A 24,412-nucleotide genomic window follows, 5' to 3' on the forward strand; every position below is an offset into this window, starting at 1 on the left:
GATCGCCGAGCTGATCACCGCCGAGCACGGCAAGGTGCACTCGGACGCGCTGGGTGAGGTCGCGCGCGGTCCCCGCCCCTTCTCGCGCCGCGGGTTCCGCGGCGGACGTCAGACCTCGCGCCACCGGGCCATCGCCCAGGAGAACACTCCGAAGAGCACCAGCCCGACGGCGACCGCGATCAGCAGCCACGGCCCGGCCGCCGTATGGGTGAACGACCGCAGGGTGTCGTCGGTCCCCTTCGCCTGCGCCGGGTCGTAACGCACCGCCGCGTACACGACGAAGCCGCCGGCCGCGGCGAACACGGTTCCCCGGGCCAGGCCGCCGCCCACCCCGAGGAAGTCCACGGCCGTGCGCCACCGTGCCGAAGCCCCGCCCATGGCGAGGTGCTTGCGGAAGGTGCGCCGAGCCGCCTGCACCGCGATGACCAGGCCCGCGACCGCGATCCCGAGCCCGACGGCCCCCACCAGCCACTGGCCGGCGGGCAGATCGAGCGCCTTCGCGGTCACATCCCGCGACTGCTGGTCCCCGGACCGGCCGCCGCCCGCCGAGAACGTGAGCACGGAGAGGGCCGCCGCGCCGTAGAAGACGCAACGGCCGGCCGACGCCAGTCGTTTCGTGGGCTTGTCGCCCTCGGGCCCGGCCGCGCCGAACACCGCCTCCGACAGACGCCACAGCATCATGCAGACGAGGCCGATGCCCACGGCCCAGATGAGGACGACGCCGAACGGCTTCTCCGCCAGTTCCTGGAGCGCCCCCTGACGGTCGGCCTCGTTGCCGCCGTCGCCGAGGGCGACGCGTACGGCCAGCAGTCCGATCAACATGTACAGCACCCCGCGCGTGACCAGCCCGCAGCGGGCCGTGACCTCGCGGAACCCGCCGCCCCGGGATGCGCTCCGTGCGCCCTTGCTCGCGGCCCCGAATCTCATCGCGCTCAGACCTCGCCCCGCCAAGCGCCGGTCTCGACCCCGCGCGATTCGATGAAGAGCTTGAACCGCTTGAGGTCACCCGCGACTTGGCGCTTGACGAAGCCGAGCACGTCGGCGGTGCTCTCGGCCAGGCCGTCCGGCACCCAGTTCATGTGCAGGACGATCTTGGTGGTGGTCGCGTCGATCGGCTGGAAGGTGACGAGCCCGGCCTGGCGGGTCTCCCCGCCGACCGTCATCCACGCGACGCGCCGATCCGGCAGCTGCTCGGTGATCTGCGCGTCGAACTCGCGCTCCACGCCGTTCACGTTCGTGACCCAGTGCGTCAGCGTGTCCGTGCGCTGGTCGATGCGTTCGACACCCTCCATGAAGGCGGGGAACTCCTCGAACTGCGTCCACTGGTTGTATGCCGTGCGTACGGGGACGTTGACTTCGACATACTCCTCGACATGCGACATGCGCACCCCTTCCGTGTCGTCGACGGCCCGCACCCTGCGGTGCGCGCCGTCTCTCAGGACGTATCGGTGCGCGGGTACCCGCCGTGGGGGAGCCCATGCGGCGGGCCGTATGCCCAGGTGCACCCCGGGGCCGCCGTACGCGGCTGCCGTACGGGGCTCCGCGGGCCCGGAGCGCGCGGGCGGGCGGCGTCTACGCCGCGTGTACGGGTGACGACGCAGGGCACACGCGGAGCATGACCGTACTCAAGACAAGCGTTCTCGTCCTGGACTGCGCGGAACCGGAACCCCTGGCCCGGTTCTACGCCGAACTGCTCGACGCCACGTCGGGCCCCGCCCCGGGGGACGGGGAACTGTTCCTCGTCACCGGCAGCGCCGGCGTGGTGGTGCTCGGGATCCGCCGCGATCCGGCGCACGTCCCCGCGGCCTGGCCTCCGCCGGAGGACGCCCAGCAGACCCATCTGCGGATCCTGGTGGCCGCGGACTCCCTCGACGAGGCCGAGCGCGAGGCCGTCGCCCTCGGTGCGCGCCCCGTGGCGGCCCAGGAGGACGGCACCCGGCTGGACAACCGCACGACGCTGCGCCGGTACACCGACCCGGCGGGCCACGCGTTCGTCCTCGCGGCCGTCCGGGAGGCCCCGCTCGTTCAGCCGTAGGCGACCGTCACCTCGCTGAAGCCCAGCGAGCGCAGCAGCCCCTCCAGCATCGACTCGGTGTTGCGCTCGGCCCGTTCGGCGAGCCCGCTGTCGCGTGCCGCTTCGTCGATGTGCTGCACGGCGAGCTTCTGCACGGCCTGCTCACCGGCCGGATTGTCGGAGAACAGGTCGCCGAGCCGGTCCAGCAGGCCCCGCTGCTTCGACACCGCGTAGGAGCGCTCGGGGTCGAGGGCCGCCGTGCCGAGCACCGCGTGCGGCAGCTTGACCGACACCTTGGTGCGGTCGCCGTTCACGGTGACGTTCCCCTCGGCCAGTGCGCCGAAGTCGACGTAGCCGCTGACCGTGCCGGCGCCCACGTACAGGGTGCGGGTGCCGCGGATGGCGTCCGGCAGCAACGCCGCGTCCTTCTCGAGGTCCACGACCACCTGGAAGTTGCCGACGGCCGCCTCGTAACGGTCCATGTCCTGGATCGACTTGAGCAGTGCGGGACCGGAGCGGTCCCGCGTGTCCTCGCCGAAGAGGCTGCCGAATCCCGGAACCAGGCTGAAGCGTGCCACGAGCACGATCAGCACCACGATCACCGTCAGGCCGGCGGCGAGCCGCCCCCACCACGCGCGGCGCGAGCCGCGCGGCCGTTCCGAAGAGGTTTCCATACCTCGCGGATACCCCGCGGACACGGCTCCAGCACCGCGATCCCGCACCGGCGGCCGCCTCGCAAGGCCTCGGCGGCCCCGCGCCGGAGCGGTCAGCGCTCCTTGGGGCTGCCGGACATGAGGCGGGCGGCGTCGATCTCGGCCCAGACGGCCTTCCCGTCCCCGTGGGCGCGCGCGCCCCAGCGGTCGGACAGCCGCTCCACGATGTACAGGCCGTGGCCGCCCGGGACGCCGCGTTGCGGGGCCGGATCGCGGGCGGGCAGGTCCGTCGTACCGTCGGTCACCTCGATGCGCAGGGTTTCCCCCGCGGTGAGCACGAGCTCGTGGCAACCGCCCGCGTGCAGCGACGCGTTGGTCAGCAGCTCGGACACGAGGAGCAGGGTGTCCTCGGAGGTGTCCGTACGGTCCCACCCCCAGTCCCGCAGGGCCTGGCGCGTGAACTCGCGGCCCTTGGCCACGGATCCGCGGACTCCCGCCAGGGCGAGCCGACGGCGCTGCCCTCCTGCGGGAAGGCCGGCAGTCACTGGATCGCCCGTTTCCGGTCCGATGGTCCCCACAGCGGTCGTTCACCCCCACGTTGGCACTGGTCTTCGTCCCCGGGACGTCCCCGGCCCGGCCACGGTCGTCGTCCCGGACTGTCCGTACGCCCCCCAGTGGTACGAGGCCACTCGGACTTGCCTTCGACAGTGTAGGGGACCGCCGCTCTCAGGGCGTTTCCACGTGGAGCCGCAGGGTGAGGCCGCTGTCCGTGGCACGGACCTCGACCAGGTCGCAGAGCTGGTGGATCATCCACAGTCCGCGGCCGCCGTGGGCCGAGGCCAGAGAAGGCCGGCGTCTCCCCGCCAGGGGGTCGGCCAGGCGGCCGCCGTCCTGGATCTCGGCGACGATCTCCCGCGTCCCGGTTCCCGCGGTGGTCCACAGCCGCAGCGTGCCCTTCCCGCCTCCGTGGGCGAGTGAGTTCGCGGCCGCCTCGCTGATGGCCAGGACGAGATCGCCCCGCCGCTCCGGCGGCAGGGACGTCGCGCGGGTCCACGTCTCCGCCTGCTCGCGCACCTCCGCCAGGCCTCCGAAGGTGTACTCGTGCCGCAGAACCGGGCCGTCGGGTTCGGGCAGGGGGAGGTCGCAGTCCGCGGAGACCCGCGAGGCGTCGGTGTACGCCGTGCTCGGCAGGTCCTCGCCCCGCTCGATCAGCAGCGGGTGCGTGCGCCGGGCGTCGGCCACCACCGCCGGGGCGAGGCCCCGTACGTCGTAGGGACACAGGATGGTGGCCGGCCGGCCGGCGAAGGCCGTGTTGATGAGGGCCTCGTGGCGGGTGGCCTCCAGCACCTCGGCGGGGGAGCGGCCGGGCCAGATCGGCTCGCCGACGATCCGGGCCGACCTGTTCGCGTGCCGGTCGGCGAAGTCCTGCAGGGCGGCCAGGATGCGGCCGGGGTTGCGGCCCAGGTCCGTCATGTCCGTCCAGGTGACCTCGGCCGTGCTCGCGCCGAGGGTCTCGCGCAGTGCGTCCAGGTGCGCGCCCGGTACCGCGACGAGGACCGGTTCGTCGGCCGACAGGGCGCCCCGTACGAAACCACCCACCCCGGTCAGGTACTCGTCGAGGCCCTGGTAGAAGAGGGCAGGGTGGACGAAGGCCCCGGCCTCGGCGGGCGCAGGAACAGTGATCATGCTGCGACCTCCAGCGCGGCGCATTCGTCCGGGAACATCTCCACTACCTTGCGCAGCGAGTATGGCGGGTCGTGGAGCAGGAGGCGACGCCCCTGCCCGTTGAGGGCGGCCGACGCCTGTACGAGGGCGGCGACCGCGGCCGGGTCGAGGAAGGCCACGGCCGACAGGTCGAGATGGACGACGGCCCCGGGGACCCCGGCCAGGATACCGAGGACGGCGGACAGGGACTCCCGGGTGTCGAGGTCGCAGCTGCCGCTCAGGCGGGCGCCGGGCCGGCCCTGCAACGGCAGGGCCGTCAGCTGAGCCGGCGCGCCCGTCCCCGTGCGCGTGTGCGCACGCCGCACGAGCGCGTCCGCCTCCGCCGCGTCGTCCTGGCGCGTGTGCGCGCCCACGGGGGAGGCGGAGCGGTCGTGTCGGTGAGAGGACGCCATGGCCGGGCCTACACCGTGAGCATGCCGGCGCGCAGCCGGGTCAGCGTCCGGGACAGGATGCGGGAGACCTGCATCTGCGAGATGCCCAGTTCGGCGCCGATCTCGGCCTGGGTCTTCTCCTGGCCGAACCGCATCTGCAGGATGTGCCGCTCGCGGTCGTCCAGTTCCTGCAGCAGGGGCGCGAGGGTGTGGAAGTCCTCGAAGAGCTCCATGCCCGGGTCGACGGTACCGAGGCGCTCCGCGAGCGGTCGGGTCGTCCGGCTCGTCGAGGACGGCGCGTCGCCGTCCGCGGCGGCGGTGTCGAGCGAACCGCTCGTGTAGCCGTTCGCGGCCACCAGCCCGTCGATGACCTCGTCCTCGGACAGTTCCAGGTGCTGGGCGACCTCCTTGACGGTGGGCGCCCTGCCCAGGACGTCGGTGAGGGCCTCCTGCGCCTTGGCGAGCTCCGTACGCAGCTCCTGCAGGCGGCGCGGGACGTGTACGGCCCATGTGCTGTCGCGGAAGTAGCGCTTGATCTCGCCGGTGATGTAGGGGAGGGCGAGAGTGGAGAACTCGACCTCGCGCCCGAGGTCGTAGCGGTCGATGGCCTTGATGAGGCCGATGGTCCCCACCTGGATGATGTCGTCCATGTCGAGACCCCCGCCGACCACGCGGGCACGGAACCGCCGCGCCGCGAACTGCACGAGCGAGAGGTTCATCTCGATCAGGGTGTTGCGGGTGTACTGGTACTCGCGCGTTCCCTCTTCCAGGGTGCGCAGCTTCGCGAAGAAGAGCCGTGACAGCTCCCGTGCGTCGCCGGGCGCCATCTCACGGGCGTTCTCCACCTGCAACGGGTCCACGGCCGGTTCTGGCGCCGTGGCGGTACCTCGGTCACGAGCGGGGACTTGCGTGGCGGTTGCACGAATGGGTCCTACGGCGGTGGCCGAGCGAGACATAGCGGCCGCTCCCTCCCGATTGACGACGACTGCTCGGGCGCTTCTGCCCGGGCTTCCCGGTTCTACACACCTCGAGGTCAATTTATTATTTCCCCGGCCCCTCCGCGCGTCCGAGGGGGCTTCTTCGCGGCCGGGCCGACCGCGACGGTGCCACGAACAGGCATACTCCCATGACCAGGACGTACAGGCGCGAACGGGGGAAGCGGACATGACCGGAGCAGGGGACGCGTACCAGCGAGGTGTGGTCGCGGACAGCTATCCGGCGGGACCGGGGTGGGTGGTGGCGGCCCGCGGCGAGCTCGACCAGGACACGCTGGAACCGTTGGAGGAAGCCCTGGCCGCGGCCGCGGCCGGCCACTCACCGGTGGTTCTCGACGTCGGCTCCATCACGTTCGGAGACTCCTCGTTCCTGAACCTGCTCCTGCGGATGCACCACCTCACCGCCCTGCGCATCGCCGCCCCCGGGGAGCAGTTGCGACGGCTCTTCGCCGTGACCGGTGCCGATACCGTCCTTTCCCTGCACGAGAGCGTCGAAGACGCCCTCGGGGCGCAGCCGCCGGTGTGACCGACCGTGCCCGGCGCCCTCCCGGCGGCGCTAGCCTTCACCCGACCGGTGCCGCGGGCACCGGCGAACCGGCACGCCCTGACGCTGCCGGGCTGCTGGCATGTCCCGCGCACCGGAGCGGACCGGTATCGAGAGTGAGGTTGGCGGATGGCCGAGCGGGTGGGCACGGATTCACCGAGCGGGGCGCCCGCGGTGCAGGGTGAAGGCGCGATCGGCGACGGGGAACTGCGCCAGTTGCTGGCCGGGCTGACCGCCGTACGCGACGGGGACTTCCGCACCCGGCTGCCCGATGCGGCGGACGGGCTGCTCGGCGAGATCGCCACCGTCTTCAACGGGATGGTCAACCAGCTGTCGCTGTTCACCTCCGAGGTGACACGGGTGGCCCGAGAAGTCGGCACCGAGGGGACGCTGGGCGGGCAGGCCGACGTACCGGGAGTGGGGGGCGCCTGGCTGGACCTCACGGATTCGGTCAACTTCATGGCAGGAAACCTGACGGCCCAGGTGCGCTCCATCGCCCAGGTCGCGACCGCCGTGGCCAAGGGCGACCTCTCGCAGAAGATCACCGTCACGGCGCGCGGGGAGATCCTGGAGCTGAAGGAGACCATCAACACGATGGTCGACCAGCTCTCCGGTTTCGCCGGGGAGGTCACCCGGGTGGCGCGCGAGGTCGGCACCGAGGGCCGGCTCGGCGGCCAGGCGGACGTCAAGGGCGTCTCCGGTACCTGGAAGGACCTGACGGAATCGGTCAACGTCATGGCCGACAACCTGACGGCCCAGGTGCGCTCGATCGCCGAGGTCACCACCGCCGTGGCCCAGGGCGATCTGACGCAGAAGATCCGCGTGGACGCCCGCGGCGAGATCCTGGAGCTGAAGGAGACCATCAACACGATGGTCGACCAGCTGTCCGCGTTCGCCGACGAGGTGACCCGCGTGGCCCGCGAGGTCGGGACCGAGGGCAACCTGGGAGGCCAGGCCACGGTCCGGGGGGTCTCCGGCACCTGGAAGGACCTCACCGACAACGTCAACGTCATGGCGTCCAACCTGACCGGTCAGGTGCGCTCCATCGCGCAGGTGGCCACGGCCGTCGCCCGCGGAGACCTCTCGCAGAAGATCATGGTGGAGGCGAAGGGCGAGGTCGCCGCCCTGGCCGGCGTCATCAACACGATGGTCGACACGCTGTCCGCGTTCGCCGACGAGGTGACCCGCGTGGCCCGTGAGGTCGGCACCGAGGGCCGGCTCGGCGGCCAGGCGCAGGTCCCCCACGTGGCGGGCACGTGGAAGGACCTCACCGACAACGTCAACTCCATGGCCAACAACCTCACCGGCCAGGTCCGCAACATCGCCCTCGTCACGACAGCGGTCGCCAACGGCGACCTGTCCAAGAAGATCGACGTGGACGCCCGCGGGGAGATCCTGGAACTGAAGACCACCATCAACACGATGGTCGACCAGCTCTCCTCCTTCGCCGCCGAGGTCACCCGCGTCGCCCGAGAGGTCGGCAGCGAGGGCCGGCTCGGTGGCCAGGCCGAGGTCGAGGGGGTGTCCGGCACCTGGAAGCGCCTGACGGAGAACGTCAACGAGCTGGCCGGCAACCTGACCCGCCAGGTCCGGGCCATCGCCGAGGTCGCCAGCGCGGTCGCCGAGGGAGACCTGACGCGCTCGATCACGGTCGACGCCTCGGGCGAGGTCGCGGAGCTCAAGGACAACATCAACTCCATGGTCGGTTCGCTGCGGGAGAGCACCCGGGCCAACCAGGAGCAGGACTGGCTCAAGTCCAACCTCGCCCGCATCTCGGGCCTGATGCAGGGCCACCGGGACCTCGCCGCCGTCGCCGAGCTCGTCATGGACGAACTGACGCCGCTCGTCGCCGCCCAGTACGGCGCCTTCTACCTCGCCGAGGAAGGCCCCGGCGCCACCGTTCTCACCCTCGTCGGCTCCTACGGCCGCCCTGCCGGGGCCGGGGAGGGCACCGGGTTCGCGCTCGGAGAGTCCCTCGTGGGACAGGCGGCCCGCAGCCACCGCATCATCGCCACCGACCAGGTCCCCGGCGGATACGTCATCTCCTCCGGGCTCGGCCACACCACCCCGGGCAGCCTGATCATCCTGCCGATCGTGGTCGACGACCAGGCACTCGGAGTGATCGAACTCGCCTCCTTCACGGCCTTCACCCCCGTGCACCGCGACTTCCTCGCCCAGCTGATGGAGACCATCGGCGCCAACGTCAACACGATCGTCGCCAACGCCCGCACCGACGAACTCCTCGGCGAGTCCCAGCGGCTGACCGGCGAACTCCAGGCCCGCTCGGAGGAGCTCCAGGTCCAGCAGGAGGAACTCCAGCGCTCCAACGCCGAGTTGGAGGAAAAGGCCGCCCTCCTCGCCAGCCAGAACAGCGACATCGAGGCCAAGAACCTCGAGATCGAGCAGGCCCGGCAGGAACTGGAGACCCGCGCACAGCAGTTGTCGCTGGCCTCCACCTACAAGTCGGAGTTCCTGGCCAACATGAGCCACGAACTGCGCACCCCCCTCAACAGCCTCCTCATCCTCGCCCAGCTGCTCGCCCAGAACCCCACCCGCAACCTCAGCCCGAAGCAGGTCGAGTACGCGGGCATCATCCACTCGGCCGGCTCGGACCTCCTCCAGCTGATCAACGACATCCTCGACCTGTCGAAGGTCGAGGCCGGGAAGATGGACATCCATCCCGAGCGGGTGGACCTGCCCCAGCTGCTCGAGTACGTCGACGCCACCTTCCGGCCGATGACCACGCAGAAGAGCCTCGACTTCACCGTCACCACCGCCCCCGACGCCCCCGACGGCCTGTTCACCGACGACGCCAGGCTGCGCCAGGTCCTGCGCAACCTGCTGTCCAACGCCGTCAAGTTCACCGAGCGCGGCGGCGTCGAACTGCGCATCGAACCGGCCGCAGCCCCCGACGTCCCCGCGGTGCTCACCCGCCGCGGGCCCATGCTGGCCTTCCGGGTACGGGACACCGGCATCGGCATCCCCGAGCAGCAGCTGGAGTCCGTCTTCGGAGCCTTCCAGCAGGCCGACGGCACCACCAGCCGCAAGTACGGGGGCACCGGCCTCGGGCTCTCCATCAGCCGTGAGATCGCCCAGCTCCTCGGCGGGGCCGTCACCGCGGAGAGCACCCCCGGCCAGGGCAGTACCTTCACCCTCTACCTGCCGGTCAGCCGCGCGGCGTACGAGAACGCCCCCGGCGCCGCCGCCCCCGCGGCCCTCCCGCCCGCCGACGCGTCCGGGACACCCGGTCCGGTCCGTCCGGACACGCCGGTCCTCCCCGCGCAGCGGCAGGCCCGCCGTCTGCTGGTGATCGAGGAGCGCCCCAACGGCCTGCTCTCCCTGGTCGCCGAGAGCGTCGGCCGGGACTTCGCCCCCCACCGTCAGGTGACGGGGGAGTACGGCGGCATCCAGATGGTCAACGCCACGAGCTCCCGGGAGGCCGCCGCCGCCCTGGCGTCCGACTCCTTCCACTGCGTGGTCCTGGAGCTGGACCTGCCCGACGGCGAAGCGCTGCGCTTCCTCGACGCGCTCGACGGGGACCCGGCCCTCTCCTCGCTCCCCGTCCTCGCCCACAACAACCCCCGGTCCAGGAACGGTCAGGAGAAGGCCCTGCGGGAGCGGTCCGCGTTGCGCCACGTGGAACTGCTGTCCAGCCTGGACGAGCTGCGCGAGCGGATCGCGCTCCACCTGTCCGCCGAGCAGCCCGGAGACGTGCCGCCCCTCGTGCACGACGACACGCAGCGGCAGCTGAGCGCCCACGTGCTCGACGGAGACCTGGCCGGGCGCACGGTCCTCGTCGTCGACGACGACGCCCGCAACCTCTTCGCCCTCAGCGGGATCCTGGAACTGCACGGCATGCGCGTGCTCCACGCGGAGAACGGCCGCAAGGGCATCGACGCCCTCACCCGCAACACCGGCGTCGACATCATCCTGATGGACGTGATGATGCCCGAGCTGGACGGCTACGCGGCCACCGCCGAGATCCGGCGGATGCCGGCGTACGAGGGTCTGCCCATCATCGCGGTCACCGCCAAGGCGATGCCCGGGGACCGGGAGAAGAGCCTCGCGGCCGGCGCCAGCGACTACGTGACCAAGCCGGTGGACGCCGAGGACCTCATCGCCCGCGTCCGGCACTGGCTCACGCGATGACCGGGGACACACGGCGGCACGACGGCGCCCGCCGACCGGGAGACCCGGCCGGCGGCCAGGCCGCGGGCAGCGTCCCGCAGCAGTCCCCGACCCCCCTGGGGCGCCTGGTCGCCACCGTCGAGCGGCTGCGCCGGGAGGTGCTGGAGGCGCAGGCGGCCGCCGACGGCCGTGCCCTGGTCGAACTCGCCAAGGGCATCCTGATCGGGCAGCTGCGCTGCACCCCGGCCGCGGCGGCCCGGCAGCTGGACGTACTGTGCCGCGAGAGCGGGATGTCTCCGCTCGGTCTCGCCGCCGACATCGTCAACCAGGCGTCCCGCGACCACGTCAGCGAGATCGCCGCCGAGTTCGTCGAGCGCGCCGCGACGGCGCCGGACCCGGCCGGTCCCTCTGCCACGGTGTCGGTCCGGCTGCGCACCGCCGAGAGCGGCGTACTGGCCGCCGCGGCCGACACCCAGGCGGTGGCCGAAGCCCTCCTGACGAACGCCCTGCACCCCCTGGGAGCCGTCGCCGTCGCCGTGTGGACCGCCGTGCCCGACGGCTCGCTGGCCCTCGCCGGCCACGCCGGGTTCGCGCCCGGGGAGGCCGCTCGCTGGCGCCACGTACCCCCCGGCGTGTCCACCGTCGCCCGCCTCGCGCTGCGCCGGCGCCAGCTGGTCACCCTCGGCCGCCTCGCACACGAAGGGCTGCCCTCGATCGGCCACCTCCAGTGGCCGGACGGCGGGCGGATGGCCGTACCGACCGGAACGGGCGGACGGATCCACGGGGTCCTCGAAATCTGCTGGCCCGAGCCCCTGGCGCCGCAGCCGCCGCAGATCGAGCGACAGGTCGAGGCCCTCGCCGAGCTCTGCGCCCACACCATGGACGTCGCGCCGCCGCGCGACCTCACGGCCACCGACGCGGTGCTCCCGGACGTCGCGGAGCTCATCGACCTCGCCGAGGGACTCCAGGACCCCGCCGTGGTGCTGACGCCGGTCCTCGATTCGGAGGGACGGCTCGGCGACTTCCGCATCCGTCACACCGGCAGCCGCTTCGTCGACCCGGTGGGACGGCCGCGCGGCGATGTCAACGGCGCGCTGCTGCTGGAGGCCTATCCGATGGCCGCGGGGGAGAGCGGGCTGTTCGACATCATCGAGCGCGTCCACGCCACGGGCGAGCCGTTCCGGGCCGAACGCATGAGCCTGACCGCTCTCGTCGACCAGATCCCGCTCAGCTCGGTCGCGGACATCAGCGTCAGCCGCCACGGCGCCGCCGTCCTGCTGATCTGGCGGCTCGAGGACGGGAAGGCGCGGCTGGCCAACCTCCTCCAGCACGCCCAGCGCCTGGGCCGGATCGGCGGGTTCGAGGAGAACCTGGCCACCGGGGAGACCACCTGGAGCGCGGAGATCTACGCGCTCCACGGACTCCCTGCCGCCGGGCCCCCGGTCCGGCTGCGGGAACTGCCCGGCTACGCGCATCCGGACGACTCCGCCGCCCTCGGCCGGTTCCTGCGGGCGGTGCTGCGCCACCGCCGCCCCGCCTCCGTCAACTTCCGCCTCCAGCGGTCCGACGGCATCACCCGCCACATCCGCGTCATCGCAGAGCCCGTGCTCGACGCGGACCAGCAGCTCCACGCCGTGCGCGGCGCCTACCAGGACATCTCCGCGCAGCACTGGACCGAGGTCGCGCTGGCCGCGACCCGGGACCGGCTCGCCCACAGCGAGGCCGAGTCCGCCGAACGCAACCGCCTGGCCCTCCAGCTCCAGCACGCCATCATGCCGCCCTCTCCGCCGGCCATCGAGGCTCCGGGCCTGCGGGTGGCCGTCCGCTACCGGCCGGCGGAGACGGAGTCGCTCGTCGGAGGGGACTGGTACGACACCGTGGTCCTGCCCTCCGGACTGGTCATGCTGTCCGTGGGGGACATCGCCGGCCACGGCATCGAGGCGGCCACCGGCATGGTCGTGCTGCGCAACGCCCTGCGCGGCCTCGCCGTCACGGGTGCGGGCCCGGCCCAGCTGCTGACCTGGCTCAACACGGTCACCCATCACCTGGCCAAGCACGTCACGGCCACCGCCGTCTGCGGTGTCTTCGACCCGAGCACCCGGGTGATGCGCTGGGCCCGCGCGGGTCACCTGCCGCCCGTACTCGTCCGTGGGGGCGAGGCCCAGGCCTTCCCGCTCATCGAGGGCCTGCTCCTCGGCGCCCTGCCCGATGTCACGTACGTCGAGCGCGAGGTGCGGCTCGAACCGGACGACACCCTGCTGATGTTCACCGACGGGCTGCTGGAGCGGCGCGACTGCTCGGTCCAGGACTCCCTCGGCCACCTGGTGACCGCGGCCGCCGCGGGCGCCGGCGACCTGGACGGCCAGCTGGACCGCCTCCTCGCCGAAAGCCGCTCCGACACGGACGACGACACCTGCGTGATCGGCATCAAGGTCGGCTGAGGCCGGACCGTGGACCCGCGCACGACGCCCCGAAGTTACTGGAGGGTAGTCAGGGTGTGTGAGGGACGGTAGCGTCGGTGGGACACAGAGGGAGTGCCATGTCTCGCACGTTCACGGTGTCCGACAGCATCGTCGTCCACGTCCGGCCCGCCGATGTCTACCGGCACGTCTCGGACCCCGCCCGGATGGGCGAGTGGAGTCCGGAGAACCTCGGCGCCACCGTCCACGGGGGCGGCGGCCGGGCCCGGGTCGGAATGGTCTTCGACGGGCGGAACAAACGCGGAGCCTTCCGCTGGACCACCCGGTGCACCGTGACGGCGGTCGAGGAGGACCGGCTGTTCAGGTTCCGGGTGCACGCCATCGGCGTCCGCCGCCCGCGGATCCGCGGCCCCATCGCCACCTGGGAGTACCGGTTCGAGCCGGTCCCGGAGGGGACCCGGGTGACCGAGACGTGGACCGACGACCGCCGCGGCTGGCCGGACGTCGTCGCCCACGCCTTCGACCGGGTGGCGACGCGGGGGCGCACCTTCGCCGACTTCCAGCGCGGCAACATCCGCACCACCCTGCGCAACCTCAAGAAGGCCCTGGAGCCCGGACACGGCGCCTGTGCCGGTCCCGCCGACGCCGGTGGCGGCGGCGCTCACTGACCGGTCAGGACCCGCACGGGAAGATCTCCCGGCGGCACGGCCGCCGGCTCGCGAAGGGCCCGGCACCGGCCCCCGCGAGGGGGGCCGGCCGGGCGGTCAGACCTCGAGTGCCCGGCGCAGTCCGAGCCGGTCGGTCCCCAGTTTGGTGAAGACCGCGGACAGCAGCTCGGAGACCGCGTGGGCGTCGGTGTGCATCGCCGTGGCGATCGCCCGGTTGTCGAGGCCGAGCGCGGCGTGCCCGGCCGCCGCGTGCTCCGCCACGGTGAGGGTGTCCTGCTCCGAGGTGTGCAGCCGACGCGGGCGCAGACCGGACGACGCGAGCTGGGCGCGGGCCCGGTCGGCGAGGCCGTCGGCCCCGCAGGCGGAGGCGAGCTCCATGCCCCGGTAGATCTGCTGGGCCGCCAGGTGCGGGTCGCCGATGGTGTGCAGGGCCGTTCCGTGGTCGATGAGCGCATGGGCGAGCTCGCTGGCGGCCGGGGACTGTTCGAGATGGTCCACCGCCTCCTGCAGCAGGCCGCTCGCCTGGGCGGCGTCCGTGGCCGACGCCGCGACGCGCAGGGCGTGACCGATCACGCTGGCCGTTCCGAACGCCCGGGCGCGGGAGACGGCTTCGGCCGCCGTGGCGCGTGCCAGCTCGGGCGCGTGGGTCGCCTGCGCCTGCACCAGGTCGAGCTGCCAGGGACTCCAGGAGGGGTTGCGCGTGCCGCGCAGGTCGAGGCGCCTGCCCGCCGCCGTGAGGTGGTGCTCGGCTTCCTCGATCCTGCCCTGGGCCAGGAGGAGTTTGCCCCACACGGCCTGCGGATCGGGGTAGACCACCGCCTTGGGGAAGCCCTCCCCGAGCTTGTAGGCGTGGGCGACCTGCTGGGCCTCGGCCGTGTTCCCGCGGGCGAGCAGCGTCTCGATCAGGGTGCCGACCGCGTACCACTGCGCCGGGATCCCGTGTCCGACGCGATCGGCGATCTGCAGGCCGTTGCGCACGAAGTCCTCGGCCTCGGCGAGCCGCCCGCGCCGGTAGCGGACGTAGCCGAGCAGCGTGTAGACGAAGGACAGGTGCGCGCCGCGCCAGCCCTTCGCCTCGAACTCGAGGATCGCCGTGTTGAAGAGCTCCTCGGCCCGGCCCGGCTGGTCGCAGTACATCAGCGTGACCGCCACGACGGCCGGCACCTCGAAGCCGAAGTCCTGGTCGGTCCAGCTCATGCCGCCGTCCAGCGCCTGATCCGCGTACTCCAGGGCGGTGGCGGCGGATTCACCGCGCATGGCGGCGTCCCAGGACCGCAGGCCCAGGATGTGCCGCTCGGGCAGACCGCGCCCGGTGAGCCGCTTGGCGAACTGGGAGAGGAGCCGGGAGCGGGCGGGCGAGTTCTCCTCGTCGACCCGGACCGAGTTCCACTTGAACTGCTCCGCCTGCATGCGCAGGCGCGTACGGGAGCTGGTGGCGCGCCGGGCCTCCTCCGCGAGGAGGGCGGACGCCTCGGCCAGCCGGCCCGTGTGCGCGAGCGCCTGGGCGAGCCGGTAGGTGATCGCCTCCCGCAGCCCCTGGTCGGTCTTGGGCTCTTCCAGCGCGGCCCTGAGCTGGTTGATCGTCGTCGCGGGATCGTGCAGGAGGTTGGCGGAGCCGAGTTCGAAGAGGACCTCGGCCCGGTCCTCGACGTCCGGAGGCTCGCGCAGCGCACGGGCCAGATAGCGGCGGGCGGCGTCGGGAGCACCCGCGGAGAAGCTCTCGCGTGCGGCCTGGCGCAGCTGCTGCACGACCCACGGGTCGCCCTCCGGATGCATCTCCAGCAGGTGGCGGGCGGCGGCCGCCGCACCGTGCCCGTCGTCGACCAGGGCCTGTGCGGCCATCCCGTGCATGGCGACGCGCACACCGGGTGGGATCGAGCGGTACACGGCGGTGGCGATGAGCGGGTGGAAGAACTCCACGACCTGCTTGCGCCGCACGCTGGTGAGGACGGTCAGGATGCGTGCGGCCCGCAGCTGGTCGATGGCCTCGGCGGCCTGCGCCTCACCGAGGGCGGCGACGCCTCCGACGATGCCGGTCGGGACCGCGGTGCCGAGCACGGCGGCGGCCCACGCGAGGCGCACGGTGGACGGTCCGAGCTGTTCGAGCCGGTCGATCAGGCCGCTGCCCTTGACGGCCGAGGCCAGGTCGCGGAGCTGGGGGATGTTCTCCTGGTGCGGCTTGAGCCCGCGGTCGCGGCCCTTCATCGCCAACTCGACGACTTCGAAGGGGTTTCCGCCGGTGATCGCCCAGCACTCCCGGCAGAACACGTCGTCGGCGCTCTCGCCCAGGGCGTCGCGCACGATGCGCGCCACCGCGCTCGTGGTCAGGGGAGCCAGCTCGTGCGGACGCGTCCCCTGGCGCCCCATCAGGGCGCGCAGCGAGCCGGCGTCGGCCGGGATCTCGTCGGGCCGGCAGGCGATCATGATCAGCATGGCCAGTTCCTCCGCCCGGGCCGCGAAGGCGGTCAGCCAGGTCAGGGACTCGGCGTCCGCCCAGTGCGCGTCGTCGACGATGAGGACGACGGGCGCGTTGCGTACCGCTAAATGCGTGACCACCCAGTCGAGCCCGTCGCGCACACCCTGCGGGTCGGGCCCCGTCGGACCCTTCGGCGCGGCCGTCAGTCCGAGAGCGGGGGCGACGATGCTGTACCAGTTGCCGAGGGCGTCGCGCCGTTCGTCCTCGCTCATGGCGGCGAGGGCCGGCTGGATGAGCTGGCGCATCACGTGGAACGGGACCTGCCGCTCCTGCTCGCCGCCGCGTGCGAACAGCACCGTGCAGGCGCGTTCGCCGGCGTGCCGGCGGGCCTCGTTGAGCAGGGTGGTCTTGCCTATGCCGGCCGATCCGGCGAAGGTCAGGACGCCTCCGAGCCGGGTGGCCGGACCTCTGGCCGAGATGCCGCAGAGGACGTCCACCGCGCGTTGGATCGCGAGGACCTCGGACTCTCGTTCCAGCAGGGGCTGAGAGTCCCAGCCCCTGGGTTCCGTGACGTGTGACATCTGTAGCCCCCTCCAGCGCGTGCGCCCGAGTGTACGGTGCTCAGGGAGAGTTGATGCTGTTTCAGCATACTATTACGGCATCTCGTCACCCGTACGAGAAGACCGCTGTACCCTTCGCGCCACGGGAATCATGGGGAGCGCGCTGGGCTGCGGGATGCCGGCGGGGAGTTCCCGGACGGTGACGCCCGGTGCGGGGGTCAGGTGCCACCGCGAGGCCACGGTCGCCACGGCGGTCAGGATCTCCGCCACGGCGAACGAGTCACCGATGCACTTGTGCTGGCCGGCCCCGAACGGGACGTAGCTGTGCGTACGGGACCGTTCGCCCGCGCCCCGCTGCCAGCGGTCCGGGTCGAAGGTGGTGGGGTCGGGGAAGAGCGCGGGGTCCCGGTGCAACGCGTAGGGGCTGTAGGCCAGTTCGGCGCCGGCCGGGATGGCGACGCCGCCGAGCGTGAGGGGGGCGAGGGCGCGCCGCGTGAAGAGCAGCGGCGAGTGCAGGCGCAGCGCTTCCTGGAAGACGTTGTTCGTGTAGGTCAGCGCGGGTATGTCCTCGGGGCGGACGGAGCGGTTGCCGACCACCGCGTCGACCTCGGCGTGGAGGCGCTTCTCCACCTCGGGGTGCCGGCCGATCTCGTGGAAGATCCAGGACAGGGTGGTCGCCGAGGTCTCGGTGCCGGCGAGCATGATGGCGATCACCTCGTCCCGCACCTGCTCGGGGCCCATCGTCGCACCCGTCTCGGCGTCCACGCTGGACAGCAGCAGGGAGAGCAGGTCGTGACGGTCCCCGCCCGCGTTCCCGGCCTCGGCGCGGTACCGGACGATCACCTGGTCGATGATCTCGCGCAGGCGGGCGGCGGCCGCGTCGAACCGCCGGTTGTACGGGACGGGCAGCCGGTCCAGCGACTTGGGCATGACCGCCCGTACGAGCATGCCCTCCAGGACGATGGGCAGCGAGCGGTGCACCTCCGCCACGGCGGAGCGGCTCAGGTCCCCCGAGAAGATCATCTCGGCGACCGAGGACATGGCGTACCCGCGGGCCTCCGTGACCAAGGAGATCTCGCGTCCGTCCGTCCACGACGCGGACATCGCCTCCGCCTGCCGGCACATCACCTGCACGTACTCGGCGATGTGGTTGCGGTGGAAGGCGGGCTGCATCATCCGGCGCTGTTTGCGGTGGAAGTCGCCGTCCGTCGTCACGATCCCGTTGCCGAACACCGGGCGGAGCCGGTCGAAGATCCGGCCGCGGCCGAACTGGTTCGCCTGCTGCACCAGTACGGCGTGCACGTGCTCAGGGCTCGTCAGGACGTGGACGGGCCAGGTGCCGATGTCGAGCCGGACGATGTCGCCGTGCTCCCGCAAGGACTCCAGGAACGCGATGGGCCGGCGCCACAGGTGCAGGGCGTGCCCCAGCAGCGGTAACCGGCCCGGGGCCACCGGAGCTTGGACCGCAGGGCCTGGGTGCTCCGCATGTGCCATGGGCCGACTCCCTGTCATGCCACGGAGACGAGATCCGGGCGGGTGTACGCAGACTCCAGCCCGGCCGCGAACCGTTCGTCGCTGTACCGCGTGCACTCGTAACGCTGCCACAGATCGGCGCCGATCATCCAGTCCTCGTAGCTGCGGACGCATCGGGCGACCGCGTCGCGCAGGGCCGGGTCCGTGCCGGGGAGCCCGTCCACGGCCTGGAACAGGCGTCGTTCTTCGGCCAGGTACTCCTCGATGCGGCTCTGGATGCGGCCCTCGACCGCCCGGACGGCTTCCGGCAGGGAGCAGCCCTCCCACGAGGAGATGAGGGAGACGAGGTTGTTGGTGTCCCCGCAGGCGTGCTCCTTCGGCAGGGAGAACACGTCGTTGCCCCACGAGATGACGTCCACCGCGCTCGCGACGAGGGCCTGGTGCTCGGGAAGGTCGTGGACGTGCTGGGGGAGCGCGAGCCCGAGCCCGGCCTCCACCATGTCCATCATCGGCAGCAGTTGGGAGCTGTGCCGGCGCATGAGGACGTACTCCTGGACCGTCTGGCGTCCGCGGCTCCCGCGGTTGCCCGCCTCCTGGTCGAGGGAGTGGAGCATGAGCGGGACGTGGGCGCGGTAACGGGCCGCGGTCTCCTCGGACATGCCGGCCAGGATCCGGTCGCACAGGTCGACGAACCCCGTCACCAGCGGATTTCGGCCGGGTGCGCGGGGACCGGTCCGCCCCGTCTCCAGGTAGCTGGTGATCGCGTCGGTGATGGGCCGCCAGGCCGCCAGATCGCCCGCCCTGATGAGGTGGTCGTGCTGGTCGTCCAGGACGAACGACCAGGCCATCCACTCGGCGAGCAGAACGATGCGCTCGTAGGGCACCTCGCCGCTCACCCGGCCCGCGAGATGTCCCACGCCGATCCCCGAGAACTGCTCGGCGCCGGCGGTGACGAGCTCGTGTCCCAGCACCCACGACGTGGCCTCGGCGTTGGCCCGGGCGGCGTCCGGATGCTTGGAGTTCCCGAACGGAAGGTGGAAATCGGGAACGGAGAAAGAACTGAGTCGGGCCATTGATCCCCCACGGAAGAGTCGGATTCGTCAATACCCGCTCAATACAAGGTCGCGCTTTCCGGTCGCGACCCGAACGCCCTTCATGCTGCGGTGTCGTTGCGATGGCACCTGCTGGCGATCGGAGTGAACCGGTCGCCGGGTGGCCTCATCCTGGCCACGCGTGACCACATCAGGCCACCCGTGAACTAATTTACCCTCAGGGTGCAGCGGACTGTCAATGTAGGACGATCCAACTTGGGGAATCCATCCCGGAATTGCCGAAATGGCATTCGTTCGGAATGTGCAATCGGCATAGTCGCTTCCGCCTGGGGCGTCCGGGACGCCAGGGACCCCCGGGGTCCGTGGGTTCGTGAGACGGGCCTGCCGCGTGGCCGAAGACCGCCGTCGACGGGCCGTCCTTCCCTACACTGCGAAGGGCCACGGCGGCCGGGGGAGGGATGGGAGCATGACCGCGCACCATCCGACAGGCCCGGCAGACCCGGCGGATCCCCGGGACGGCCAGGAGCCCGATGTCCTCGGCACCTACCTGGAGTTCCTCCGGATACGCCTGGGCGGCGAGCGGTTCGAAGCGCTCGTCAGGGCGGTCCAGAGCACCTGCGCCCTCCTCGCCGAGGAGTACCAGGCCCTCCTCGAGGTACCGGGGGAGGACGAGCTCGCCCTCGATCTGCGGGGCGAGTACCTTTCCCTCATGGCCGTGATGATCACCGGCCACCTGGACCACCGGCTGGTCGAACTCGACACCCCCGGCGGCGGCAAGGGCTGGGCGGTCGTGGAGACCGCCCCCGCGCGGCCGCGACGGACCCCCGCTCCGGCCGCACCGCCCGCGACCGCCCCCGGGTGGGACGCGGCGGGACGGGCCTGGATCGACGGGCAGCTGGACGGCATCGTCCGCGCGACCGGCTCCACGGCTCCCGAAGGGCCGCACGACCCCCTCAAGGGCCGCACGACCCCCTGAAGGACCCCGCGCCGCCGGTGAGCGCGAGGTACCCGTACGCCCGCCCGTACGCCCGTCCCTACGCACCGGCCCACCTGCACCGCCGTCGTGGCCATGAGGCAGGATGGCAGCCCGTTCCGGATGCGTACGCACGCCCGAACGCGGTACCAGGCACGACGAACTGACAGGTGACAAGGTGAGCACACCCCTCATACGGCGGCCGGCGGCGTCCGTCGCCGCACCCCCGGTCCTGCGCGGGGCGGAGGGCGTCCGGTGAACAGGGACCTCGTCCTGCACGACTGGCTGGTCGCCGGCATCGCGCTGGCCGCCGGCGCCCTGGCCGGGCTGCTCCTGCGGGCCCTCGTGCGCTGGCTGGCCAAGCACGCCCTCAAGACGCGGTGGAGCGGGGACGACATCGTCGTCGACGCGCTGCGCACCCTCGCACCGTGGGCGGCCGTCATCGCGGGCGCCGCGGTGGCCGCGTCGACCCTGCCGCTGAGCGCCCGGGTCTCCGGATACGTGAACCAGTCCCTGACCGCCCTGCTCGTCCTCCTCGCCACGGTCAGTGCGGCCCGGGTCGTCGCCGGATTCGTCCAGGCCATGGCCCAGTCGCGGACGGGAGTGGCCGGTTCGGCCACCATCTTCGTCAACATCACGCGGGTCGTGGTGCTCGCGATGGGCCTGCTGGTCGCACTCGAGACCGTGGGTGTGTCCATCGCGCCCCTGTTGACCGCGCTGGGGGTCGGCGGTCTGGCCGTCGCCCTGGCGCTCCAGGACACCCTCGCCAACCTCTTCGCCGGCGTCCACATCCTCGCCTCGAAGACGGTGCAGCCCGGCGACTACATCCGTCTCACGAGCGGTGAGGAGGGGTACGTCGTCGACATCAACTGGCGCAACACCGTGGTACGCAACCTGTCGAACAACCTGGTGATCATCCCCAACGGCCGTCTCGCGCGCACGAACATGACCAACTTCACGCAGCCCGAGCAGCAGTTGTCGATCCTCGTGCAGGTGGGAGTGGGGTACGAGAGCGACCTGGAGCACGTCGAGAAGGTGACCCTCGACGTGGTCGACAGCGTGATGGCCGACATCAACGGCGCGGTCCCCGACCACGAGGGCGCCGTCCGCTTCCACACGTTCGCGGACTCCAGGATCGGCTTCACGGTCATCCTGGGCGTCGGCGAGTTCAGCGACCAGTACCGGATCAAGCACGAGTTCATCAAGCGCCTGCACCGCCGGTTCCGGGCGGAGGGCATCTCGATCCCGGCCCCCACCCGGACGGTCGACCTCCAGCAGAGCGGCCCGAGGCCGGCGTTCGACGCGTCGCCCCCGGCGGTCCCGCACCAGCGCGACACCCCGCCCCCGATGCCGGCGAACAGCGGGCGGTAACGGCGGGGCGGGGAAGCCGGGCGGGGCGGGGAGACCGGGCGGGCCGGCCGCGAGGCCGGTCTCCACCGCGGCCGGTGACCCGCTACCCGCGGGGACCGCTCAGGGGCGGATCCCGTCGCACGCGATCCGCAGGTGCCGCGGGCCGCGCAGGACCGCGTTCTGCCGGTAGGGCGGCGGGTCCTCCAGCAGCCGGGGGTTCTCCAGCCGCCGGGCCAGCTCGCTCAGCGCCAGCTGCGCCTCCAGCCGGGCCAGCGGGGCGCCGAAGCAGCTGTGGATACCGCTGCCCAGGCCCAGGTGCTGGATGTCCTTGCGGTACGGGTCGAAGCGGTCGGGATCCTTGAAGCGTTCGGGATCCCGGTTGCCGGACGCCAGGATCAGCCACATCGAAGAACCCTTCGGGATGGTCACCCCGCGGACCTCGATGTCCGTGAGCGGGGTCCGCTGCGGAAGCAGCTGCACCGGCGGTTCGAACCGCAGCAGCTCCTCCACCAGGGGTACGGCCAGCCCGGGCTCCTCCCGCAACCGGAGCAGCACGTCCGGATGGCGCAGCAGGGTCAGCATCCCGTTGGTGATCAGGTTGACCGTGGTCTCGTGGCCGGCGATCAGCAGCAGGGCCGCCGTGCTGAGCAGCTCCATCGTGGACATCGACTCGTCCGGCCCGTGTCCCGCCGCCAGCTGGGAGAGCATGTCGTCGCCGGGGTTCTTGCGCCGCTCCTCGATCAGCCCGGCCAGGTACATGCCCAGCTCCATCCGGGCGTCGTGGGTGGTCCGCTGCCGCTCCGCGACGTCGGAGTCCGGATCCGGGTCCAGACTCGCCGCGAGGGTGTCGGCCCAGACGTGGAAGCGGGCCTCGTCCTCGCGCGGTACGCCCAGCAGCTGGCAGATCATCGTCACCGGGAACGGGTACGCGAACTGGTCGACCAGGTCGATGCTTCCGGGGTCCCCGAGACGGTCGATGAGACCGGTGACGATGTCCTGCAGACCGTCGCGCATCCCGTCCACGCGGCGCGGGGAGTGCGGAGGGCCGAAGGGCCGGTTGGTCATCCGGCGCAGGCGGTCGTGCTCCGGCGGGTCCAGCTTCAGGAAACTCGGCGGCAGCGCCGTGGCCTCCTCCTCCCCGCCCTCGGCCAGCGGGTCGCCGGCCGAGGGCGCGAGGTTGCGGGAGTCGGAGCTCAGGCGGGGATCGTGCAGCAGGCTCTGGATGTCGTAGTAGGTGCTGATCACGTACGGCCCGGTCCCGTCTTGGAAGACCGGTGTCCTGCGGAGCTCCTCGTACAACGGGTACGGGTTCGCGCGGTTGGCGTAGTCCAGGATCTGGCTCAGGATGCCGTGGCTCATGGCGGGTCGTCCTCCGTGGGCGTGCGGGTCAGTGCCCGGCGGGGGTGAAGGTGATCCGGCGGTCGGCCGGCGAGTACCCGCTGAGGGTGATGGTCGGGCCGTGCGTGGGAACGGACGGGTCGGGGAAGTCCGCGGGGATCGGCCGCTGCCCCTCGGCGCGGCGGTCCACCGTGGTGAACGGGGGCGGGAAGGGAGCGGTGTGCTCGATCTGCCGCTCGTAGAACTGCAGCCAGCGCGCGTTGTCGAAGGTGACCGCGCCGATGACCCGGCCCTGGTATCCGTAGACCCCGGTGAAGCGGCGCTCGGCCCGCGAACCCTGGGTGATCATGATCTCCGTGCCCATGGAGGGCACGCCCACGGACTTGATGTTCACCCCGAACTGCGAGGACCAGAAGGCCGGCACCCACAGGTGCGGCCGGCGGTCCGTGCTCTCGCTGAGCATGTTGTGGGCCGCGGTCTCGGCCTGCGCGACGGCGTTGCCCCAGTGCTCCAGCGACAGGAACTGATAGCCGAACAGGGCGTGCGGGGAACGGGCCACGTCGCCCGCCACGTAGATGTCGTCGGTGACGATGCCGCGGATGTCGAAGGCCCGGCAGCCCGCGTCGCAGGCGATGCCGCGGGGCCCCGCCCCGAGGCCCGAACCGGTCAGCCACTCGGTGTTGCGCTGCGCGCCGAGCGAGACGACCACCACGTCGCACTCCAACGTGGTGCCGTCGGAGAAGTGCGCGGCGCGCACCCGGCCGGTGGAGTCGCCCTCCAGAGCGGTGACCATGATCCCGGTCCGCAGGTCGACGCCGTTCTCCCGGTGCATCTCGGCGGCGACGGCGCCGATCACCCCGCCCAGGGCGCCGACCAGGGGCGCGTCCCCGCGTTCGGCGACGGTGACCTCCAGTCCGCGTTCGCGGCACGCCGAGGCGATCTCGGATCCGGTGAACCCGGCGCCGATGACCAGCACCCGGCGCGGTCCGGCGTTCAGCCGCCGGGCCAGCGCCGCCCCGTCCTCGCGGGTGCGCAGCGTGAAGACCCCGTCGAGTTCGCCCTCCGCCTCGTTGGGCCAGGGCCGGGCCCGTACCCCCGTGGCGATCAGCAGGCGGTCGTACGGGACCTCGTCGCCGTCGGCGAGCCGGACGGTCCGGGCCGCCATGTCGAGGCCGTCGGCCGGCACACCCAGGCGCCACTCGGCGTCGATGTCCCGGCGCCGGGGGAGCGCGGTGCGCTCGGCGTCGGCCCGGCCCAGCAGCACCTGCTTGGACAGCGGCGGGCGGTCGTACGGCTCGTACGGTTCGTCGCCGATCAGGGTCAGCGAACCCGCGAAGCCCTTCTCCCGCATGGTCTCGGCGGCGCGCAGTCCGGCCAGCGAGGCGCCGACGACCACGATCCGGCCCGACCGCTTGAGCTGCTCCAGGGCGGTTTCAGGCATGGGAGGCCTCCCCGCCGGTACCGGCAGGGCCGGCACCGGTACCGGCCAGGTCCAGTTCGTCCACGAGGATCGCCTGCACGGGGCAGGCCGCGACCGCCTGGGCCACGCGTGCGCGCTGGCTCTCTTCGGCCTGCGGGTCGTACAGCAGTCCTTCGTCCCCGTGCATCGCAAAGACGTCGGGGGCGAGGAAGGCGCACTGGGCGTATCCCTGGCACCGGTTGAGATCGACGACGAGCCTCAGCAAGGTGTGTCCTTTCGGTGCCCCCCTGTGCTTCCCGCACCAGCGTGCGG

Annotated in this window: 20 protein-coding genes; 7 read left to right on the top strand and 13 right to left on the bottom strand. The window is 72.1% G+C overall.

The features are described 5' to 3' along the window. Window positions 1–108: 108 nt before the first annotated feature. Together ABZY44_RS16830 and ABZY44_RS16835 are read right to left on the bottom strand one after the other, a co-directional pair. The gene (locus ABZY44_RS16830; RefSeq protein WP_356654495.1) at window positions 109–822 is read right to left on the bottom strand and encodes a DUF1206 domain-containing protein; all 714 of its coding nucleotides are present in this window, start codon (window positions 820–822) and stop codon (window positions 109–111) included. Window positions 823–932: 110 nt separating this feature from the next. Further along, the gene (locus ABZY44_RS16835; RefSeq protein ID WP_356654374.1) at window positions 933–1,382 is read right to left on the bottom strand and encodes an SRPBCC family protein; all 450 of its coding nucleotides are present in this window, start codon (window positions 1,380–1,382) and stop codon (window positions 933–935) included. Between the two features lie 233 nt (window positions 1,383–1,615). On the opposite strand from ABZY44_RS16835, the gene ABZY44_RS16840 reads away from it, so the two are divergent. After that, on the top strand, window positions 1,616–2,035 hold the full coding sequence (locus ABZY44_RS16840; RefSeq protein WP_356654376.1) for a VOC family protein: 420 nt from the start codon (window positions 1,616–1,618) through the stop codon (window positions 2,033–2,035). Here ABZY44_RS16840 and ABZY44_RS16845 read toward each other — a convergent pair. The 5 genes from ABZY44_RS16845 to ABZY44_RS16865 form a co-directional block, all read right to left on the bottom strand. After that, entirely contained in the window at window positions 2,026–2,688 is a 663-nt protein-coding gene (locus tag ABZY44_RS16845) for a DUF4230 domain-containing protein (RefSeq protein WP_356654378.1), read from the bottom strand. The genes ABZY44_RS16840 and ABZY44_RS16845 overlap by 10 nt on opposite strands. Window positions 2,689–2,780: 92 nt before the next feature. Continuing rightward, window positions 2,781–3,245 (bottom strand): ATP-binding protein, encoded by a 465-nt coding sequence (locus tag ABZY44_RS16850; protein WP_356654380.1) that lies wholly within the window; start codon window positions 3,243–3,245, stop codon window positions 2,781–2,783. 148 nt (window positions 3,246–3,393) lie between these two features. Beyond that, the gene (locus ABZY44_RS16855) at window positions 3,394–4,353 is read right to left on the bottom strand and encodes a sensor histidine kinase (RefSeq protein WP_356654382.1); all 960 of its coding nucleotides are present in this window, start codon (window positions 4,351–4,353) and stop codon (window positions 3,394–3,396) included. Continuing rightward, entirely contained in the window at window positions 4,350–4,784 is a 435-nt protein-coding gene (locus ABZY44_RS16860; protein WP_356654384.1) for an STAS domain-containing protein, read from the bottom strand. Before ABZY44_RS16860 ends, ABZY44_RS16855 begins: the two co-directional genes overlap by 4 nt. Window positions 4,785–4,792: 8 nt before the next feature. Next, window positions 4,793–5,590: a SigB/SigF/SigG family RNA polymerase sigma factor gene (locus tag ABZY44_RS16865; RefSeq protein ID WP_356654497.1), complete on the bottom strand. Its 798-nt coding sequence runs from the start codon at window positions 5,588–5,590 to the stop codon at window positions 4,793–4,795. 337 nt (window positions 5,591–5,927) lie between these two features. Here ABZY44_RS16865 and ABZY44_RS16870 point away from each other — a divergent pair, with 337 nt between their 5' ends. The 4 genes from ABZY44_RS16870 to ABZY44_RS16885 all read left to right on the top strand — a co-directional run bounded on the left by ABZY44_RS16870 (window position 5,928) and on the right by ABZY44_RS16885 (window position 13,518). Continuing rightward, window positions 5,928–6,284 carry an STAS domain-containing protein gene (locus tag ABZY44_RS16870; protein ID WP_356654386.1) on the top strand — a complete coding sequence of 119 codons (357 nt, stop codon included), beginning with the start codon at window positions 5,928–5,930 and terminating at the stop codon, window positions 6,282–6,284. A gap of 147 nt (window positions 6,285–6,431) precedes the next feature. Then, the gene (locus ABZY44_RS16875; RefSeq protein ID WP_356654388.1) at window positions 6,432–10,451 is read left to right on the top strand and encodes a HAMP domain-containing protein; all 4,020 of its coding nucleotides are present in this window, start codon (window positions 6,432–6,434) and stop codon (window positions 10,449–10,451) included. Continuing rightward, entirely contained in the window at window positions 10,448–12,871 is a 2,424-nt protein-coding gene (locus ABZY44_RS16880) for a SpoIIE family protein phosphatase (protein ID WP_356654390.1), read from the top strand. Before ABZY44_RS16875 ends, ABZY44_RS16880 begins: the two co-directional genes overlap by 4 nt. Window positions 12,872–12,969: 98 nt before the next feature. Then, a complete protein-coding gene (locus tag ABZY44_RS16885) occupies window positions 12,970–13,518 on the top strand; it encodes an SRPBCC family protein (RefSeq protein ID WP_356654392.1) in 549 nt (182 codons plus the stop codon). A 96-nt stretch (window positions 13,519–13,614) separates the two neighbouring features. On the opposite strand, the gene ABZY44_RS16890 is transcribed toward ABZY44_RS16885, so the two are convergent. The 3 genes from ABZY44_RS16890 to ABZY44_RS16900 all read right to left on the bottom strand — a co-directional run bounded on the left by ABZY44_RS16890 (window position 13,615) and on the right by ABZY44_RS16900 (window position 19,040). Further along, on the bottom strand, window positions 13,615–16,515 hold the full coding sequence (locus ABZY44_RS16890) for an AAA family ATPase (protein ID WP_356654394.1): 2,901 nt from the start codon (window positions 16,513–16,515) through the stop codon (window positions 13,615–13,617). Between the two features lie 72 nt (window positions 16,516–16,587). Beyond that, the gene (locus ABZY44_RS16895) at window positions 16,588–17,988 is read right to left on the bottom strand and encodes a cytochrome P450 (protein ID WP_356654396.1); all 1,401 of its coding nucleotides are present in this window, start codon (window positions 17,986–17,988) and stop codon (window positions 16,588–16,590) included. A 14-nt stretch (window positions 17,989–18,002) separates the two neighbouring features. Next, window positions 18,003–19,040, bottom strand: a complete 1,038-nt coding sequence (locus ABZY44_RS16900; RefSeq protein ID WP_356654398.1) for a lyase — start codon at window positions 19,038–19,040, stop codon at window positions 18,003–18,005. A gap of 445 nt (window positions 19,041–19,485) precedes the next feature. Between ABZY44_RS16900 and ABZY44_RS16905 the strand changes: the two genes are divergently transcribed. Together ABZY44_RS16905 and ABZY44_RS16910 are read left to right on the top strand one after the other, a co-directional pair. Beyond that, window positions 19,486–19,995, top strand: coding sequence for a hypothetical protein (locus tag ABZY44_RS16905; protein ID WP_356654400.1), 510 nt, complete (start codon window positions 19,486–19,488; stop codon window positions 19,993–19,995). Between the two features lie 252 nt (window positions 19,996–20,247). Beyond that, window positions 20,248–21,363 (top strand): mechanosensitive ion channel family protein, encoded by a 1,116-nt coding sequence (locus ABZY44_RS16910; protein WP_356654402.1) that lies wholly within the window; start codon window positions 20,248–20,250, stop codon window positions 21,361–21,363. A gap of 99 nt (window positions 21,364–21,462) precedes the next feature. Here the strand turns inward: ABZY44_RS16910 and ABZY44_RS16915 are convergent, their stop codons facing one another. From ABZY44_RS16915 to ABZY44_RS16925, 3 genes are read right to left on the bottom strand one after another with little or no spacing between them, the layout of a single operon-like run. Further along, on the bottom strand, window positions 21,463–22,701 hold the full coding sequence (locus tag ABZY44_RS16915) for a cytochrome P450 (RefSeq protein WP_356654404.1): 1,239 nt from the start codon (window positions 22,699–22,701) through the stop codon (window positions 21,463–21,465). Between the two features lie 28 nt (window positions 22,702–22,729). Then, a complete protein-coding gene (locus ABZY44_RS16920) occupies window positions 22,730–24,121 on the bottom strand; it encodes an FAD/NAD(P)-binding oxidoreductase (protein WP_356654406.1) in 1,392 nt (463 codons plus the stop codon). Beyond that, on the bottom strand, window positions 24,114–24,362 hold the full coding sequence (locus tag ABZY44_RS16925) for a ferredoxin (RefSeq protein WP_356654499.1): 249 nt from the start codon (window positions 24,360–24,362) through the stop codon (window positions 24,114–24,116). Before ABZY44_RS16925 ends, ABZY44_RS16920 begins: the two co-directional genes overlap by 8 nt. Window positions 24,363–24,412: the final 50 nt, after the last annotated feature.

Origin of the sequence: Streptomyces sp. NPDC006544 (assembly GCF_040611715.1) — a bacterium.
In the GTDB taxonomy this organism is placed as follows: domain Bacteria; phylum Actinomycetota; class Actinomycetes; order Streptomycetales; family Streptomycetaceae; genus Streptomyces.

Excerpts from the sequence above, each read along its gene's own strand:
- ABZY44_RS16840 (WP_356654376.1), top strand. The coding sequence starts at position 1,616 with ATGACCGTACTCAAGACAAGCGTTCTCGTCCTGGACTGCGCGGAACCG.
- ABZY44_RS16845 (WP_356654378.1), bottom strand. The coding sequence starts at position 2,688 with ATGGAAACCTCTTCGGAACGGCCGCGCGGCTCGCGCCGCGCGTGGTGG.
- ABZY44_RS16905 (WP_356654400.1), top strand. The coding sequence starts at position 19,486 with ATGACCGCGCACCATCCGACAGGCCCGGCAGACCCGGCGGATCCCCGG.
- ABZY44_RS16875 (WP_356654388.1), top strand. The coding sequence starts at position 6,432 with ATGGCCGAGCGGGTGGGCACGGATTCACCGAGCGGGGCGCCCGCGGTG.
- ABZY44_RS16915 (WP_356654404.1), bottom strand. The coding sequence starts at position 22,701 with ATGAGCCACGGCATCCTGAGCCAGATCCTGGACTACGCCAACCGCGCG.
- ABZY44_RS16830 (WP_356654495.1), bottom strand. The coding sequence starts at position 822 with ATGTTGATCGGACTGCTGGCCGTACGCGTCGCCCTCGGCGACGGCGGC.
- ABZY44_RS16870 (WP_356654386.1), top strand. The coding sequence starts at position 5,928 with ATGACCGGAGCAGGGGACGCGTACCAGCGAGGTGTGGTCGCGGACAGC.
- ABZY44_RS16865 (WP_356654497.1), bottom strand. The coding sequence starts at position 5,590 with ATGGCGCCCGGCGACGCACGGGAGCTGTCACGGCTCTTCTTCGCGAAG.
- ABZY44_RS16855 (WP_356654382.1), bottom strand. The coding sequence starts at position 4,353 with ATGATCACTGTTCCTGCGCCCGCCGAGGCCGGGGCCTTCGTCCACCCT.
- ABZY44_RS16885 (WP_356654392.1), top strand. The coding sequence starts at position 12,970 with ATGTCTCGCACGTTCACGGTGTCCGACAGCATCGTCGTCCACGTCCGG.
- ABZY44_RS16900 (WP_356654398.1), bottom strand. The coding sequence starts at position 19,040 with ATGGCCCGACTCAGTTCTTTCTCCGTTCCCGATTTCCACCTTCCGTTC.
- ABZY44_RS16920 (WP_356654406.1), bottom strand. The coding sequence starts at position 24,121 with ATGCCTGAAACCGCCCTGGAGCAGCTCAAGCGGTCGGGCCGGATCGTG.
- ABZY44_RS16895 (WP_356654396.1), bottom strand. The coding sequence starts at position 17,988 with ATGGCACATGCGGAGCACCCAGGCCCTGCGGTCCAAGCTCCGGTGGCC.
- ABZY44_RS16880 (WP_356654390.1), top strand. The coding sequence starts at position 10,448 with ATGACCGGGGACACACGGCGGCACGACGGCGCCCGCCGACCGGGAGAC.
- ABZY44_RS16835 (WP_356654374.1), bottom strand. The coding sequence starts at position 1,382 with ATGTCGCATGTCGAGGAGTATGTCGAAGTCAACGTCCCCGTACGCACG.
- ABZY44_RS16890 (WP_356654394.1), bottom strand. The coding sequence starts at position 16,515 with ATGTCACACGTCACGGAACCCAGGGGCTGGGACTCTCAGCCCCTGCTG.
- ABZY44_RS16860 (WP_356654384.1), bottom strand. The coding sequence starts at position 4,784 with ATGGCGTCCTCTCACCGACACGACCGCTCCGCCTCCCCCGTGGGCGCG.